This window comes from Chryseobacterium gambrini (assembly GCF_027920505.1).
Lineage (GTDB): Bacteria > Bacteroidota > Bacteroidia > Flavobacteriales > Weeksellaceae > Chryseobacterium > Chryseobacterium gambrini.
This window is the reverse complement of the sequence record NZ_CP115857.1, coordinates 2,200,836-2,216,339: the sequence shown is the minus strand read 5'-3', so window position 1 is coordinate 2,216,339 and position 15,504 is coordinate 2,200,836. Positions and strand designations below refer to the sequence as shown.

Genomic DNA, 15,504 nt, shown 5'->3' with positions numbered 1-15,504 from the left:
TGCTTCCAAGATGCTTGAAGAAAAGCATTAATTAAATTCGGCACAGTCTGAGTTTAAAAACAGAAATTATAGTATGGAACAATTAATTGAAAATAAACTTATCAAAGCAGATAAGGCATTTTCAGAATGGAAAAAAGTACCATTCGAAGACAAACAGAAACTCATTGCTAAAGCAGCGGAAATCTTAAAAAACAATTCTGAAAAATTTGGAACGATCATTACTCAGGAAATGAACAAACCTATTTCAGAATCTATTGCTGAGGTGGAAAAGTGTGCTTCAATGATGAATTATTATGCAGATGCTGAAAATATTTTAAAACCAGAGAAAATCGAGTCCGAATTCTCTTATTCTGAAGTTCATTATGTTCCAAAAGGGGTAATTTTAGGAGTAATGCCATGGAATTTTCCTTTTTGGCAGGTCTTGAGATTTGCCGTTCCTGCCATTTTAGCCGGAAATACCGTTGTGCTAAAACATGCTTCAATTTGTTTCGGAAGCGGAAATGCTATCGAAGAAGTACTTTTGGAAGTCGGATTTCCGGAAGGAATTTTCCAGAATCTTGAGGTAAGCCATAAAGAAGTAAAAGGAATTCTCGAACATGATGCGGTAAAAGGAGTCAGTCTTACAGGAAGCGGAAAAGCCGGAGGAGAAGTTGCTTCTATTGCAGGACTAAATATCAAAAAATCATTGCTTGAACTTGGCGGAAGTGATGCATTTATTGTATTGGACGACGGAGATCTGGATGAAGCGGCAAAAGCAGGGGTAAAATCAAGACTTCAGAATTGCGGACAAACCTGTACCGCGGCGAAAAGATTCATCATTGATGAAAAAATTGAAGATGCCTTTCTTCCTATATTTATTGAAGAATATAAAAAATATGAGGTTGGAGATCCGATGGATAAAGAAACCAAAATTGCCGGAATGGCAAGACCGGATCTGGCAGATGAACTGGAAAAACAGTTTCAGAAAGCACTGGAACATGGTGCTGAAATCATTCTTCCTCTGGAAAGAATTTCTGAAAATGAATTCAGACCCGGTTTAATTCGTGTGCAGGAAGGAAATCCTATTCTACAGGAAGAGCTTTTCGGACCTTTGGGAATGGTGATGATTGCTAAAAATGACGAAGAAGCTTTAAAAATGGCGAATGATATTCCTTTTGGACTTTCAAATTCCGTATGGACAAAAGATCAGTCACGACAACTATTCTTCATAGAAAATCTTGAATCGGGAACCGTTAATATCAACAGAATGACAAGTTCTGATCCGCGTTTTCCATTCGGTGGATCAAAAGCTTCAGGATATGGGACAGAGCTGTCTTTATTGGCTTTACGCGAATTTGTAACGGCAAGAACTGTTGTAGGAAATTATGAGTAAATAAGGAAGTTGGAAGAGGGGAGATGGAAGTTTATAAAAGTGTTGCTTAATGCGCTTTCAATATTTATTCTTTCCGCTTTTAGCTCAAAAAAAATAAAAACTCACGAAAGATCTTTCGTGAGTTTTTTGTTTATAATGACTTTGTTTAAATTAAACTGTCGTTAATCTTAAGGTATTTGTTTTTCCGCCTTCGTAAGATGGAGTTGCATTGATATTGATTACAAAGTCTCCAGCCTCGATATAACCGTAGTTATGTGTCAGCATATTTACCTGGATAATCGTTTCATCAGTAGATTTCTTCATATCGTAATAATAGGCGTGAACTCCCCAAAGAAGGTTCAGCATGGTAATAACTCTTTTGTTTCCGCTGTATACGATGATGTGGGAATTGGGTCTGTGTGCAGAAAGCTGGAATGCTGTATATCCTGAACTCGTTAAAGTAACAATCGCAGAAACATTAGTGGTTTTCGCAATTCTTACGGCTGCAAGACAAACTCTGTTGGTGATAAATCGATCATCAATACAGTTGAAATCTTTTTCGATAGGCTCGTTTTTGTGCTGGTAAAAATGAGTAGTTTCAATGTTTTTCACAATTTTCGCCATATTTTCCACTACCTGAACCGGATATCTTCCTACAGAAGTTTCTCCTGAAAGCATTACGGCATCTGCTCCGTCCAATACAGAGTTTGCAACGTCATTTACTTCCGCTCTTGTTGGCGTTAAACTGTTAATCATTGTTTCCATCATTTGCGTAGCGATAATTACCGGCTTGGAATAGAATCTTGCTTTTTCTACCAGAGTCTTCTGGATAGCAGGAACTTCTTCCATCGGAACTTCAACTCCCAAATCTCCACGTGCAACCATCAAACCGTCGCATTCCAATAAGATTTCGTCGATATTTTTTACCCCTTCCGGTTTTTCAATTTTCGCGATGATCGGCGTTTTGAATTTTCCGTTCGGATGTTTTGAAATTAATTCTTTAAGATCAATAATGTCCTGTGCATGACGAACGAATGAAAGAGCGATCCAGTCTACTTCCTGATCCAGCATGAAATTGGCATCCTGAATGTCCTTTTCCGTTAAAGCAGGAAGAGAAACATTCGTATTGGGAAGGTTTACCCCTTTTTTAGAACTCAATGGTCCTCCCTGAATGGTTTTCGCTTTTACAGTATCTAATTCATTGGTTTCAGTAACTTCCAAAACGAGTTTACCATCATCAATAAGGATTCTTTCTCCAACCTTCACATCCTGTGGAAACTGTTGGTACGTCATGTACACTTTTGTAGAATCTCCTTCAATTTTTTCGTTGGTAAAAGTAAGGATGTCTCCCGGATTAAGGTAAGAACCTTCTTTTACAACTCCTACTCTTAGTTTAGGACCCTGTAAATCTCCTAAAATACCAACCGAGAAGCCATATTCTTTATTAAGTTCTCTGATGATCTCGATATTTGAACGAACTAAGTCGTAATCAGCGTGTGAAAAATTGATTCTGAAAATATCAACACCTGCTTTCATTAACCCTAACATTACTTCCTTCGACGATGAAGCCGGACCAAGCGTTGCAATAATTTTTGTCTTCTTTAAATACTTATTCATAATACTGGATAATTTGATAAAGTTCTTCCTCAGAACCTAATGTATAATCTTGAATCGGAAACACAAGATTTTCAGGGAGCAAAATTACGGAAAAATCAGGAAACTGTTCCGAACTGTGCAAAATATATTGCACTTCTACCTGATTATTTAATAAAAATTTAATGTTTTCTTCTTCCGAGAAGAGTTCAGTCTGTAATTTTTTTTGTTTACTTTCTGCAGATCTGTTCGAAATGAAGGTAAAACAAGTCTTTGTAAATTTGTGGTAAGCCTCAAATCTTGGAAAAAAGTAATCATAATAAGATCCGTGAAGAATAACATCTTCAATCCTCTTGAATGTAAGATCGTTGTTTTGATTTACTTTGTAGAAAAACTCATGATCGGGTATATTCTTTGCTAATCTTACCAATCCGATGGTAATATCTTCAAATTCAATATCATCTATATCATAAAGTTTTTGGATTTCCAAGTATATTTTCTTTTTTGTTTAAAATATAAAATGCTCTTTGTGCTGCCTTTTCTTCGGCTTTCTTCTTGGAAGTTTCTGTGGCATTCGCGATTTTTTCTTCTCCCAGCCAAACATGACATCGGAAAACAATCGATTTATTTACCTGAATTTCTTCGCAAGTTTCGTACTTTATATTCAGTTTCTTCTTCTGGCTCCATTCCAGCAGAAGACCTTTGTAGCTTACAATTTTATTTTCTAGTTTGTTAATTTCTGTAGGCGTAAGTAATCTTTCCAGAATGATCTTTTTACAGGTTTCATACTGGAAATCTAAATAAACAGCACCAATTAAAGCTTCAAATAAATTTCCGGAGATGTTTTCACCTAAAGCCACCACAGAATTTTGTTTCTGCAGAAGATTGGTAAGTTTTAAGTCTTCTCCTAATTTATTAAGATTTTTCCTATTAACAATCTTAGATTTCATCTGCGTCAGATATCCTTCATTGGCTTGAGGATAGGTATGAAACAAATGACAAGAAATAATTGTACCCAAAACAGAATCTCCTAAAAATTCCAGCCTTTCGTAATTGCTGTCTTTATTTTTAGAAGAATTTTTTAAAGAAAAAGCTTCGCGGTAGAGGGCAACATTTTGTACCTCAGTTCCAAGCATTTTGCTGAGTTCAGTAATGAGAAAATAATCTCTCTCCGTTAGTTGTCTTTTTCTTTTTTTGAGAAGGAATTTAGAAAAGTATTTCTGTAACTCCATTCAGTAGATTTAGATTTTCTTAAATAGAACGCAGGCATTGTGCCCACCAAACCCAAAAGTATTACTCATGGCTACTTTTACATCTTTCTTAGCAGCTTCGTTGAATGTGAAATTCAGTCTGCTATCGATATTTTCATCATCAGTAAAATGGTTGATGGTAGGAGGAACAATACCATGAATAATAGTTCCCAACGCAGCAATAGCTTCAATAACTCCTGCTGCACCCAAAAGGTGGCCGGTCATTGATTTTGTAGAATTAATCTGAATATCGAAAGCGTGTTCTCCCAATAATTTTGAAATGGCATTAGATTCTGCAATGTCTCCTAATGGAGTAGATGTACCATGCATATTGATGTGATCTACTTCATCAGCAGTTAATCCTGCATCTTCTAGACAGTTCTTCATTACGAGATAAGCGCCTAAACCTTCAGGGTGAGGTGCTGTCATGTGATGTGCATCTGCACTCAGACCTCCGCCTTTTAATTCTGCGTAAATTGTAGCACCACGTTTTATGGCGTGCTCATATTCTTCAAGGATAATACATCCTGCTCCTTCCCCAAGAACAAATCCATCTCTGTCTTTGTCGAAAGGTCTTGAAGCGGTTTTAGGATCATCATTTCTTGTAGAAAGTGCCATCATTGCATTGAAACCACCGACACCACTTGCTGTAACGGCTGCTTCTGAGCCTCCACACACAATAACGTCTGCTTTTCCAAGCTGGATCAGCATTTTGGAATCAATTAATGCATTTGCTGAAGATGCACATGCAGAAACAGTAGTATAATTCGGACCATGGAATCCATATTCAATAGAAATATGTCCCGGTGTGATGTCTGCAATCATTTTAGGGATGAAGAACGGGTTGAATCTCGGTATTTCCGTGTTTGCCCATCCTAAAACTTCAGTTTCAAAAGTCTCTAAACCTCCTATACCTGAACCCCAGATTACGCCGACTCTGTTTTTGTCTACGTTATCTTCAATAATTCTTGAGTGGGTTACTGCTTCTCTTGCAGCAACAAGCCCAAGCTGTGTATTTCTATCCATTTTTTTAGCCTCTTTCTTGTCGAAATGGTCTAATGGATTGAAATTTTTAACTTCGCAAGCGAACTTAGTTTTAAAGTTTGTGGCATCAAAAAGAGTAATAGGAGCAGCACCGCTCTCACCTTTCACAAGATTTTCCCAGTATTCTTTTGCATTATTTCCAATTGGTGTTATTGCTCCAAAACCGGTTACAACTACTCTTTTTAATTCCATAAACTTTGTTTAATTTTCTTATTTGTTGAAGAATATTATTTATTTACTACTTCTTCGATATAAGCGATAGCGTGTCCTACAGTAGTAATTTTTTCTGCTTGATCATCAGGGATCTGAATATTGAATTCTTTTTCAAATTCCATGATAAGTTCAACTGTATCCAAAGAATCAGCTCCTAAATCGTTAGTGAAGCTAGCTTCTGGAGTTACTTCTGTTTCTTCAACGTCAAGCTTATCAGCGATGATAGCTTTTACTCTTGATGCAATGTCTGACATAGTAAATTTTTTTTTAATTGTTAGATGGTGCAAATATATAAAATTCTTTACGATAAAACATTTTTTTAGTCTTTTTTGTGGTTTGCATGAGAGTATTTTGTAAATTATGGGTTTAGTGTTTTAGTTTTCAGGGGTTTATATTTTAACGTTTCATTGTCTTATTTAACTTTATCATTCATCATTTTTTATCCTGAATACAGAATCCGTCTGATTGAGCATTTTAAATGGTATTTTTTATATCAGAGCTTTATTATTTATACTTTTGCAGCTTCTTTTTATTTTATATATTCTTTGTTTTCATGAGAAAAATCCTTTTTATCCAGTTTCTTTTATTTTCAGTATTTATTTTTTCACAGACGGAAGGAAAAGTAATTAAGGTGAAAGATGGTGATACTGTTGTTGTTTTATTATCGGACAATATTCAGGAAACATTAAGGCTTGCGGAAGTCGATTGTCCTGAAAAAGGTCAGGCGTTTGGAAAAAATGCCAAGCAATTTACCTGTGAAGCTGTATTTGGAAAAACGGTAACATTCTACAGGATGGGAAAAGACCGATACAAAAGAACCGTTGCCAAAATTTTTTACGATCATAATAAATATCTTTCCGAAGAAATCATAAAGGCAGGTTTCGGATGGTGGTATTTTAAAGCCTCTAAGAATATTGACCTGCAAAAATTACAGGATACCGCCAAAGCAAAAAAGCTTGGTTTGTGGATGGATAAGAATGCGGTTTCGCCTTGGGAATACCGAAAGAGCAGGAGGAAGAAGGTGGTGGGCAATAAAACTAAAACTCTTTAATATTTAAAAAATTTAAAATCACTGTTCATTCCGGTGGTGTAGACGGTAATTCAGCATTCGAAATTTCGAGTATAATGCTTGATTTAATAATTAATGAAGATTCAAAACATCGCTACACAGATATTAAATCGCTACACAGGTATTAAATTGTGTGAAACTTTGAATAAAAGAGGGTATGAAATTTCCAGAAGAACAGTCTGCAAATATCGTGATGTTCATTTGAATATCCAACATATAATAAAAAAGATTAACTCAAATATTCTCGGATTGATCTAAATCTCTGTGATTTCTAATAGTTCATAGTCTGTACGTTCACTCAATGTTTTAAATTTTGTCTTATAAACTATCAAATGAATTTTACAATATTGATTCAAAAATTTTTTGTCATATTCGATCAATTGTTCTTCATCAAGATCATGACTTATTGATCCTGAAATTTGTTGTCCCTCATCATCAAGAATATCGAATCTATTTGAATCTAATAGCACTCCGCGAAAAATACCGGTAATAAAAATTTCATTATCTTCTTTTAGTGCAAATGATACTCTACTAGCTGCCTTATCTATTTTTTCCTTTGATAATTCAATATGTAAATTACCACTATCCATTTTTAAAATAGATCTTTCATTTGAAACCTCCTGTAAAAACCTTTTCAGATTATTTAGGTTTCTTTTTGGAGTTGTTTCGATTGTACTCTCAAATAATTGGTCACTCTCGGTAGTATTTGCAATCAGGGTAATAACATCTTTCATTGCATCAGAAGTGTCAACTATATCATACAAGTCTTCCTCATCAAAATCTAATCGTGATAGTTCAATCCCGAAAGATCCTTTTGGTAGGGCAGTTAGGAATAATTCGGCATTAGAACTTTTTCTTGCTCTCCCACGCCTTCCAACTTTTCCATATTTGTTAAATGCTAATTGGGTTTTTACTAAAGCTTCGAGTGGAGGCATTATCTTACTTAAAAAAGTTGATTTTATACCTTTTGAACCTAAAACAGCATCACCACTGAAGAGAAGTTGAAGAGATGGTTCAAATGATTCTAAGGGAATCGATTTAAGTTCATCCTCTATCATCTCAATTCTTTCTTTAAGTCCTTCTGCCATTAATGGATGATCACCAACTTTTTCTAACAGTCGATTTAAATCTATTAGTTGCGTATTTAAATATTGAATTTTATTATGTAAACTCATCAGAGTGACTTTAGGTAGTTTAATGCATTTTCATCATCCTTCAGGGTATTTAAAGGAATTTTCAACATTCCCTTCCAAATTCCATTCCTTTTGTGAGTGAACAATTGAGACCAATATCTTACTTGATCTATTGTAAAATCTGGATCGTGACTATAATCAACAGCGAAGTGATCAACTAAAAATTTATCTCTTGCCAGTTTAGGACTAAAGAACTCTGGAAAAAACTTATGTGCCATAAATTGATCGGTCAATGATAATCCACCATAAAAAGTAACTACGTCTATATCGTTTGGATTTCTGCCTTCAGATTTCTCAATGTTTTCTAAAAAACTACCGTCTAACCATTGAAAACCAACCTTTACACCACTATTAATAGTTCTTTTTCTAAAATCTAAAAATTTTTGTAGAATCTCAATTCTTTCTTTTGATGTGCTGAATTTTTGACATAACTCCAATGTTGTACACTCAAAAGGAGAAGTATCACCTCTCTTTGAGGGATCTCCTAAGTGTGGTGGTATGACGTGATTGTGATCAAAATCAGGAATCGGCATAACTAATTTAAAGGTTATTTGTTTTATCAAATATACATATAATACATAAAATGGATAATAATGAGGAAAATATTTATGACATAATATAAGATTTATTCTTGTTACAACCATTGTTACCACCAACATAATATCTAATGAGATATTATGTAACAAAAAGGATCATTAAAAAAACCCTCTATATCATTAATATAAAGGGTTTTTAGTTGTTAAAAGGTTTCATTACCTTTCATTCCGGTGGAGTTGGAGGGATTCGAACCCTCGTCCAAACAAGCAATACATAAGCTTTCTACATGCTTATTCTGCTATTGGTTTTCGACGGGAAGCAGAGAGCAGACACCCAACTTCCGGCTTATCTTCTGAGGTTTTCGAGCTTTAGCCGAAGCGTCTAAAGCCTTATTTCCGCATTCCTATATCCCAGAATCAAACGCCGCAGAACAGAGCATTTGTGGAATATCTTGCTTCCCTACTAACATCTTCGGGAAAACGCTTGATCTACTATACTTCGATATTAAGCTGCAAGAGCGAACTCTTCGTTGCCAGTTAAAATTTTGTAGCAAGGGATTATAGAGATCGCGCTACGGTTCTCTGCATGCTTACTTACCCATTGACCTTGCTGTCGAAACCAGTCAACCCCATGAATAAAGTGAATGCAAAGATAACACTTTTATTCAAATTCAGTTCATATTCTTTCAGTCATTTTAATAATGGGATTTCATGTATTTTATTTGAAGCTTTATCCTGCTTTCCGTTGCAATTCCTCATTACGCGGCTCCGCTTCGCTCCGCCGCTCCATTCCGGGATTTTCTCTACAATCAGGGCTAAGGTGGAAGTGGGTAAGTATAAATGATAGACAAAAAAACTTTTAAGCAAAGAACAAAAGCCTGAACAGCAAAAAAATAACCCTCAAAAACAAAAAGTGCCGGAAAAAACCCGACACTTCTATAATTCATCTAAATCCTTTCCTCAATCTTAATCTCAACCTCAATCTCAGTCTTAACTTCAACCTCATCAATCCCTGTTCTTCAGTAAAATCCATCCCGAAAGCTGAACAGGCTTTTTAATGATTTTATCTTCCCATTGTAATTTATACCAATAGGTTCCGGTTGGAAGAGGTCTTCCGATGTATTTTCCGTCCCAGATCGGTGTTTTGGTGGTCGGTCGGAAAACTTCTTTTCCGTATCGGTCGAAAATACCCCCTTCAAAATTTCCGTATTTGCTGATCTCGCTGAAATCAATCACATCATTGCTTCCGTCACTGTTCGGAGTAATAACGTTTGCCATAAAGAACGTATAATAATCGGCCGTGGTATCGCAGGTTGCTCCTCTGTTTCTTACCCTTATCGAATATTTCGTGTTTTTTAGTACCTGGAAAGTGTTGGAAGCCTGCCACGTTACGCCTCCGTCTATGGAGTACTCTATAGGTACATTTCCGTTATTTTGTACAATAATCGTTAAGAATGGATCTTTGTAAGTGATTTCTTTAATTTGAGGGGTTACAATATATCCAACCGTTGCAGTAAACGTTTTAGAACAGACTCCGTTACTGATGGTTACCGAATAGGTTCCCGCGGTGTCTACATTGATGGTTTGAGAAGTTGCTCCGGTATTCCATGAATAAGAGTAATTCGGACCGCTTCCTGCATCCAGAATACCTTTGTCCCCCTTACAGATTTCAATATTTTTTAGCGTAGAAACAATTTCCGGAACAACCGTGATGGTAATTGTAGCAGGAGTCGTTGCAGAACAGCCGTTTGTTCCGATTCCTGTTACCGTATATGTTGTAGTGATTGTCGGGGAAACAATCTGTGTGTTGCCGTTTCCTGTTAATCCCGTCCATGTGTACGTTGCTGCGCCCATTGCTGTAAGAGCAATAGATTCCCCTTTACAGATTGATATTTTTGGTGCCGAAACACTGATGATCGGCGGTGTGATATTTTTAATAACCGTTACAGAACCTTGTTTTACGCATCCGTAGGAAGTAGGGCTCGTAATCGTTAAAGTATAGGTTCCTGCATTATTTACGATTGGCGTTAATGTAGTAGCGCCTGAAACAATATTTCCTCCTCCTGTAGCGGTCCATAAGAAAGTAGATCCGGGTTGATAAACAGAAGTCGTTGCGTTTAAAGTAACCTGAGCATTTGTACAGTTAATTTCTGCCGGAGGATTAATATTAATGACGATGGCCGGATCCATTGTCACGGTTGCAGATCTTGTATATTGACAACCGTCCGGCGTAGTTACCGTTACCGTATAAATTCCGGAAGCATTTACTGTGGTTGTGGCAGTTGTGGCTCCGTTTGACCATGAAAAAGTATTTCCAGTTCCGTTTGCACTAGCTGTTAAAACTGTTGAAGCACCTTCGCAAAAATTTAAATTTCCGGAAATCTGAACATTCGGATCTGTTCCCTGAGTGATCGTAACGGAAACGGGATCGCTTGTGCAGGTTCCGTTATTATAGGTTAAAGTATAAGTTCCCGGAGCAGATACGCTGATCGACTGTGTCGTTGCGCCGTTTGACCATATGTTTCCTGTTGCTGAACCCGAAGTAAGGGTAACAGGATTGTTGTTACAGATTACATTCGATGAAGCAGTAATTGTCGGAATTGGTTTTACATTAACAATTAATTGTAATTCAGCAATTTTCGAACACGAGCCTGATTTTACCAAAACATAAATCGTAGCATTTCCTGAAATATAAGCCGAAGGATTTGCAATCGTATTGCTGTTTCCGGCTAATGCATCTGCCTGATTCAGATAATAGCTGAATGTTACTCCTGTCGTTGTACTGATATTAGGTTGCGCTGATGTTAAATTAAATGTTCCGGTATTGTTATTTGAACAGACGCTTAAAGATGAATTTTGTACAACAGGCACTGCTCCCTGAACTACTGTCACAGATTTTGTGTACTGGCAGTTGGCAGGAGTATTTACAGTCACCATATAAGTTCCCGGCGTTGAAACTGAAATTGAATTTCCTATGGCACCTGTAGACCATGAATATGTATTTCCTGTTCCGTTAGACGTTGCTGTTAAGGTTGTCGGAGACCCGCAGACAATTAAATTTCCCGTAATCTGAGGATTCGGATCGCTTTCTGTCGTTAATGTTACTGAAACCGGCGCACTTGTACATATTCCGTTGGTGTTGGTTAAAGAATAAGTTCCTCCGGATGTAACCGTGATGGATTGTGTTGTTGCTCCGGTAGACCATGTATTTCCGGTCGGAACACTTGAAGTAAGCGTTACATTTCCGCCAAAACAGATCGTCAAAGATGAACTTGTAATCGTTGTAGAGGCAAGCTGGGTTACATTGAGTTGAAGCGAAACTACCTTTGAGCACGTTGCTGTTTTTACTCTTACATAAATAGTTGCGTTTCCCGATGTATAAGCGGTCGGCGTTGCAATGGTATTTGTATTTCCGGCAATGGCATCTGCCTGATTCACATAATAATCAAAAGTAACTCCAGAAGTCGTGCTTATGTTGGGTTGTGCTGTTGTTAAATTAAAAATTGCGGTGCTTGTACTGGAACAATTGGTTAAAGTCGCATTTTGTGCAACAGGAACCGCACCCTGTACAACCGTTACGGATTTTATGTATTGACAGTTCGCCGGAGTTTTTACAGTTACGGTATACGTTCCGGGAGAAGTTACGATAATTGAAGGAGTTGTAGCTCCGGTAGACCATGAATAGGTGTTTCCTGTTCCCGTTGAAGTTGCAGTAAGGATCGTGGAAGTATTTTCACACAATGTCAGATTTCCGCTGATCTGCGCATTTGGATCTGTGTCCTGGGTGATGGTAACGGAAGCTTGTGGACTCGTACAGATTCCGTTGCTGCTCGTTAAAGTATAAGTTCCGGGTATAGTTACAGTGATAGACTGGGTTGTCGCTCCTGTAGACCACGTGTTTCCTGTCGCATTGTTCGATGTTAAAGTAACATTTCCGTTAGGACATAACTTTGTGGAGGATGCAGTTATAGATGCCGTTATACTTTTGTCTTTAAAAACGATAGCATTCGTTTGTTTACAGGAATTAATAGAATTATTGGGATTGTTAGGATCCTGATAACTTATATTATAGTAGTAAGTAGTTCCTGTATTTACTGTAATAGGTGTGGTAATCGGATTCGTTCCCGTAGCAGCGTTGTTCGCTGTACTGTAATAGGAAACATAAAAATTAGGATTTCCATTTAATATTCCCGGCGATAAGGCACTGAAATTAAATGTAGTAGAACTTCCGCAAATATTTATTTCTCTCGGAGAACTTGCGGTTGGTCCCGGATTTCCCGGCGGCACAAAAGGATTGGGAGCAATCGTGGAATTGGTAAAAGGAGATACAAAAGTTGCCGTTCCTCCCCATGTTAAATTAAAGGTGTAAACTGTTGTAGACCAATTATCTATGTATAAATAGTACGTCTGACCCGCAACAACATCCATATATTTACAGTAAGGATCTGTATTTCCTGCGCCGGATGAGGTATTGGTATTCGTCATGTTCATCCCTGTATTGGTATAATATCCGGAAGCGTTACATCTTACCGGAGTTCCTCTGTTGGAGCAGGTTACATTCGGTCCGTAAATCGCCCAGTCATAATCTACCGGTCCGGTAGGAGCGAGGTCAAAAGTAAGTGTTCCGCTAGTGGCAATCGTAAATTTATACCAAACTGAGTGGTTCTCGTAAGAAAGGCATCCTCCCAGAGTTTCATTGGTGTTGCCGATTCCTACAGGAGTATAATTAATGCCCGAATTTCCGCAGACAGTAATGGCGGAAACGCAATCTTCCTGTGAAAACACAAAAACAGAAAAGAGCATTACGATAGAAAAGAGTAATTTTTTAAGCATGTTGAAGGGAATATGGTTTTACTCGAAATAAATCAAAACTTAGATTCTATAGGCTGTGAAAACAGAAAAGTCCTTATAAAAAAGGAGTAATGGGATAGGATCATAGCTGTTTGGTTTTAAGCAGTTTAATATAATCTGCAAATCTAAATAAATAAAGAATGCAAAACCATATAATTTGTTGAATAATTTTTTATAAATACACTTAAATTATTACGAATAAAATGTTAAATGCTTTTATTAATAAGTTATTTTGAAAATTTAAGTTGTATGATTTTAAAGATTTTTATTGAATAAAGTTTTGCGGTTTCATAAATAATGTTTACTTTTGCAATCCAAAATGAGATGTAATATATGTTAATAATTCCAGTAAAAGACGGAGAGTCTATCGACAGAGCATTAAAAAAATATAAAAGAAAATTTGATAAAACGGGTACAGTTCGTCAGTTAAGAGCTAGACAACAGTTTATCAAGCCTTCTGTAACTTTAAGACAAGCTAGATTAAAGGCTGCTCACAAGCAAAGAAATCTTAGCAAAGAAGAACAGGCTTAAGAATTTTCTTACACACATACTAAATTCACTCTTTAAATGTTTATATTTGAAGAGTGAATTTTTGTTTTTATATACTAAATGATGCTGGACAAATTCCTGGAATATTTACAGTTCGAGAAGAGATATTCTCCTCACACCATTACAAGCTACCGAAAAGACCTTGAAGATTTTTCCCATTTCTTTCTGAAGACAGAAGCTTCGGAAGATATTTCCAAAGCCGACAAAAAAATTATCAGAAATTTTATCGTAGAGCTGAGCGAAAATGATATTTCCAAACGGAGTATCAACAGAAAATTGTCTTCGCTTCGCAGCTTTTACCTTTTTCTTTTAAAGATTGGTGAAATAAAAATTTCTCCCACAGAAAGTATTTCTTCATTAAAATTTTATCCCGAAAAACAAATTCCTATATCAAAAGAAGAAATGCAAACACTTAATGATCAGGTTTTTGAAGAAATTAACGATATTCTGGATAAATGTATCGTTGAAGTGCTTTATCAGACGGGAATCCGGAAAGCAGAGCTTTGTGGTATGACTTTTGAAAATGTAAACCTTAGCGGAAACGAACTGAAAATAATAGGAAAGGGAAACAAAGAAAGATACATCCCCATCTCCGGAGAACTTTCGGATCTGCTTAAAAGTTATTTGAAAATAAGGAAACCACTGCCTGAACATGATTTATATTTTTTTGTCAATACCAAAGGCAAAAAACTCACTGAAAAATTTGTTTATGTGGTCGTTAATAAGTACCTTAGTCTTGTAACAACAAAAGAAAAAAGAAGTCCTCACATCCTTCGTCACAGCTTTGCTACACACGTTTTGGATAATGGGGCAGAGATCTCTAAAGTAAAAAAAATATTAGGACATTCCAGCCTTGCAAGTACACAAGTCTACACGAATGCTAATATAGAACAATTGAAAAAAGTGTTTAATCGGGCTCATCCAAGAGCCTCAAAAAATGACGAATTATGAAGATCACAGTACAATCAATTGGTTTAACTCCACACGAACCACTAGAATCACACATTGAAAAAAAAGTAAGCAAACTGGATACTTTTTATGACAAAATTCAGGAGTGTAAAATATTCTTAAAAGTAGAGAACAACTCGGATAAAGCAAACAAAACGGCCGAGATAATTCTGGCGGTTCCGGGAGACGATATCGTGGTAAAGAAGACCTCTGCAAGTTTTGAAGAAAGTTTAGACCTATGTGTTGATACTGCTAAAAAGCTATTAATCAAGAAAAAAGAAATGGCTTAGAAAAAAAAGTTAAAAAAAGTTATTAAAAAATTTGAGAATTCAAAAAATCCGTTCTATATTTGCACTCGCAAAAAGGGAACAGCGATCTTTTGAATTCTTTTTTAATAATGCTTCCATAGCTCAGTTGGCCAGAGCACGTGATTTGTAATCTCGGGGTCGTGGGTTCGAATCCCTCTGGAAGCTCAATTTAATATAAAATATCTGGGGAGATTCCAGAGTGGCTAAATGGGACTGACTGTAACTCAGTTGCTTCGGCTTCGTAGGTTCGAATCCTGCTCTCCCCACATTTTATATTAGAAAAAAGTTGCATAAATAAAGGATTTTCCTTAAGTTTGCACAGCGTTACCAATAATTTTGGAAACAAAATTGCGGAAGTAGCTCAGTTGGTAGAGCGTCAGCCTTCCAAGCTGAATGTCGCGGGTTCGACCCCCGTCTTCCGCTCAAATATCACACTCGTAAAAAGCGTGATTTTTTTTACTACTGAAATGATGTAGAGTAGAGTTTCTCACAGCGTTCAGTCCATTTATTAAAATGCTTCCATAGCTCAGTTGGCCAGAGCACGTGATTTGTAATCTCGGGGTCGTGGGTTCGAATCCCTCTGGAAGCTCAATTTAATA

At 36.7% G+C, this 15,504-nt stretch carries 13 protein-coding genes, 4 tRNA genes and 1 other RNA gene; 9 read left to right on the top strand and 9 right to left on the bottom strand.

Going from position 1 to position 15,504, the window contains the following annotated elements:
• Nucleotides 1-73: 73 nt before the first annotated feature.
• Nucleotides 74-1,372 carry an aldehyde dehydrogenase family protein gene (locus PFY09_RS10030; protein ID WP_271162309.1) on the top strand — a complete coding sequence of 433 codons (1,299 nt, stop codon included), beginning with the start codon at nucleotides 74-76 and terminating at the stop codon, nucleotides 1,370-1,372.
• Between the two features lie 150 nt (nucleotides 1,373-1,522).
• On the opposite strand, the gene pyk is transcribed toward PFY09_RS10030, so the two are convergent.
• From pyk to PFY09_RS10005, 5 genes are read right to left on the bottom strand one after another with little or no spacing between them, the layout of a single operon-like run.
• A complete protein-coding gene (gene pyk / locus PFY09_RS10025) occupies nucleotides 1,523-2,968 on the bottom strand; it encodes a pyruvate kinase (RefSeq protein ID WP_076390689.1) in 1,446 nt (481 codons plus the stop codon).
• Entirely contained in the window at nucleotides 2,961-3,434 is a 474-nt protein-coding gene (locus PFY09_RS10020; RefSeq protein WP_108409443.1) for an IPExxxVDY family protein, read from the bottom strand. The genes pyk and PFY09_RS10020 overlap by 8 nt, the downstream gene beginning before the upstream one ends.
• Nucleotides 3,412-4,176, bottom strand: a complete 765-nt coding sequence (gene rnc, locus PFY09_RS10015) for a ribonuclease III (protein WP_076390691.1) — start codon at nucleotides 4,174-4,176, stop codon at nucleotides 3,412-3,414. Before rnc ends, PFY09_RS10020 begins: the two co-directional genes overlap by 23 nt.
• Before the next feature lie 9 nt (nucleotides 4,177-4,185).
• Nucleotides 4,186-5,430 (bottom strand): beta-ketoacyl-ACP synthase II, encoded by a 1,245-nt coding sequence (fabF, locus tag PFY09_RS10010; RefSeq protein WP_271162308.1) that lies wholly within the window; start codon nucleotides 5,428-5,430, stop codon nucleotides 4,186-4,188.
• 35 nt (nucleotides 5,431-5,465) lie between these two features.
• A complete protein-coding gene (locus PFY09_RS10005) occupies nucleotides 5,466-5,705 on the bottom strand; it encodes an acyl carrier protein (protein WP_002976354.1) in 240 nt (79 codons plus the stop codon).
• 299 nt (nucleotides 5,706-6,004) lie between these two features.
• Here PFY09_RS10005 and PFY09_RS10000 point away from each other — a divergent pair, with 299 nt between their 5' ends.
• Nucleotides 6,005-6,502, top strand: a complete 498-nt coding sequence (locus PFY09_RS10000; RefSeq protein ID WP_271162307.1) for a thermonuclease family protein — start codon at nucleotides 6,005-6,007, stop codon at nucleotides 6,500-6,502.
• Between the two features lie 272 nt (nucleotides 6,503-6,774).
• Here PFY09_RS10000 and PFY09_RS09995 read toward each other — a convergent pair whose 3' ends face one another.
• The 4 genes from PFY09_RS09995 to PFY09_RS09980 form a co-directional block, all read right to left on the bottom strand.
• Nucleotides 6,775-7,695: a hypothetical protein gene (locus PFY09_RS09995; protein WP_271162306.1), complete on the bottom strand. Its 921-nt coding sequence runs from the start codon at nucleotides 7,693-7,695 to the stop codon at nucleotides 6,775-6,777.
• A complete protein-coding gene (locus PFY09_RS09990) occupies nucleotides 7,695-8,246 on the bottom strand; it encodes a DUF6932 family protein (protein ID WP_271162305.1) in 552 nt (183 codons plus the stop codon). Before PFY09_RS09990 ends, PFY09_RS09995 begins: the two co-directional genes overlap by 1 nt.
• Before the next feature lie 232 nt (nucleotides 8,247-8,478).
• Nucleotides 8,479-8,880, bottom strand: a transfer-messenger RNA (tmRNA) gene (gene ssrA, locus PFY09_RS09985).
• Nucleotides 8,881-9,254: 374 nt separating this feature from the next.
• Entirely contained in the window at nucleotides 9,255-13,082 is a 3,828-nt protein-coding gene (locus tag PFY09_RS09980; protein WP_271162304.1) for a T9SS type B sorting domain-containing protein, read from the bottom strand.
• A 351-nt stretch (nucleotides 13,083-13,433) separates the two neighbouring features.
• Here PFY09_RS09980 and rpsU point away from each other — a divergent pair, with 351 nt between their 5' ends.
• From rpsU to PFY09_RS09945, 7 genes are all read left to right on the top strand, one after another.
• Complete coding sequence (rpsU, locus tag PFY09_RS09975) at nucleotides 13,434-13,631, top strand: 30S ribosomal protein S21 (RefSeq protein ID WP_062697349.1); 198 nt, start codon at nucleotides 13,434-13,436, stop codon at nucleotides 13,629-13,631.
• Nucleotides 13,632-13,712: 81 nt separating this feature from the next.
• Entirely contained in the window at nucleotides 13,713-14,600 is an 888-nt protein-coding gene (locus PFY09_RS09970; protein ID WP_116097744.1) for a tyrosine-type recombinase/integrase, read from the top strand.
• A complete protein-coding gene (locus PFY09_RS09965) occupies nucleotides 14,597-14,887 on the top strand; it encodes an HPF/RaiA family ribosome-associated protein (RefSeq protein WP_076390695.1) in 291 nt (96 codons plus the stop codon). The genes PFY09_RS09970 and PFY09_RS09965 overlap by 4 nt, the downstream gene beginning before the upstream one ends.
• Nucleotides 14,888-14,996: 109 nt before the next feature.
• Nucleotides 14,997-15,070, top strand: a tRNA-Thr gene (locus tag PFY09_RS09960).
• 20 nt (nucleotides 15,071-15,090) lie between these two features.
• A tRNA-Tyr gene (locus tag PFY09_RS09955) sits at nucleotides 15,091-15,171 on the top strand.
• Between the two features lie 84 nt (nucleotides 15,172-15,255).
• Nucleotides 15,256-15,328 (top strand) — tRNA-Gly (locus PFY09_RS09950).
• Nucleotides 15,329-15,420: 92 nt separating this feature from the next.
• A tRNA-Thr gene (locus PFY09_RS09945) sits at nucleotides 15,421-15,494 on the top strand.
• The last annotated feature ends 10 nt before the right edge of the window (nucleotides 15,495-15,504 follow it).

Coding starts and splice junctions, on each gene's coding strand:
- PFY09_RS10030 (WP_271162309.1), top strand. CDS start 74: ATGGAACAATTAATTGAAAATAAACTTATCAAAGCAGATAAGGCATTT.
- pyk (WP_076390689.1), bottom strand. CDS start 2,968: ATGAATAAGTATTTAAAGAAGACAAAAATTATTGCAACGCTTGGTCCG.
- rnc (WP_076390691.1), bottom strand. CDS start 4,176: ATGGAGTTACAGAAATACTTTTCTAAATTCCTTCTCAAAAAAAGAAAA.
- fabF (WP_271162308.1), bottom strand. CDS start 5,430: ATGGAATTAAAAAGAGTAGTTGTAACCGGTTTTGGAGCAATAACACCA.
- PFY09_RS10005 (WP_002976354.1), bottom strand. CDS start 5,705: ATGTCAGACATTGCATCAAGAGTAAAAGCTATCATCGCTGATAAGCTT.
- PFY09_RS10000 (WP_271162307.1), top strand. CDS start 6,005: ATGAGAAAAATCCTTTTTATCCAGTTTCTTTTATTTTCAGTATTTATT.
- PFY09_RS09995 (WP_271162306.1), bottom strand. CDS start 7,695: ATGAGTTTACATAATAAAATTCAATATTTAAATACGCAACTAATAGAT.
- PFY09_RS09990 (WP_271162305.1), bottom strand. CDS start 8,246: ATGCCGATTCCTGATTTTGATCACAATCACGTCATACCACCACACTTA.
- PFY09_RS09980 (WP_271162304.1), bottom strand. CDS start 13,082: ATGCTTAAAAAATTACTCTTTTCTATCGTAATGCTCTTTTCTGTTTTT.
- rpsU (WP_062697349.1), top strand. CDS start 13,434: ATGTTAATAATTCCAGTAAAAGACGGAGAGTCTATCGACAGAGCATTA.
- PFY09_RS09970 (WP_116097744.1), top strand. CDS start 13,713: ATGCTGGACAAATTCCTGGAATATTTACAGTTCGAGAAGAGATATTCT.
- PFY09_RS09965 (WP_076390695.1), top strand. CDS start 14,597: ATGAAGATCACAGTACAATCAATTGGTTTAACTCCACACGAACCACTA.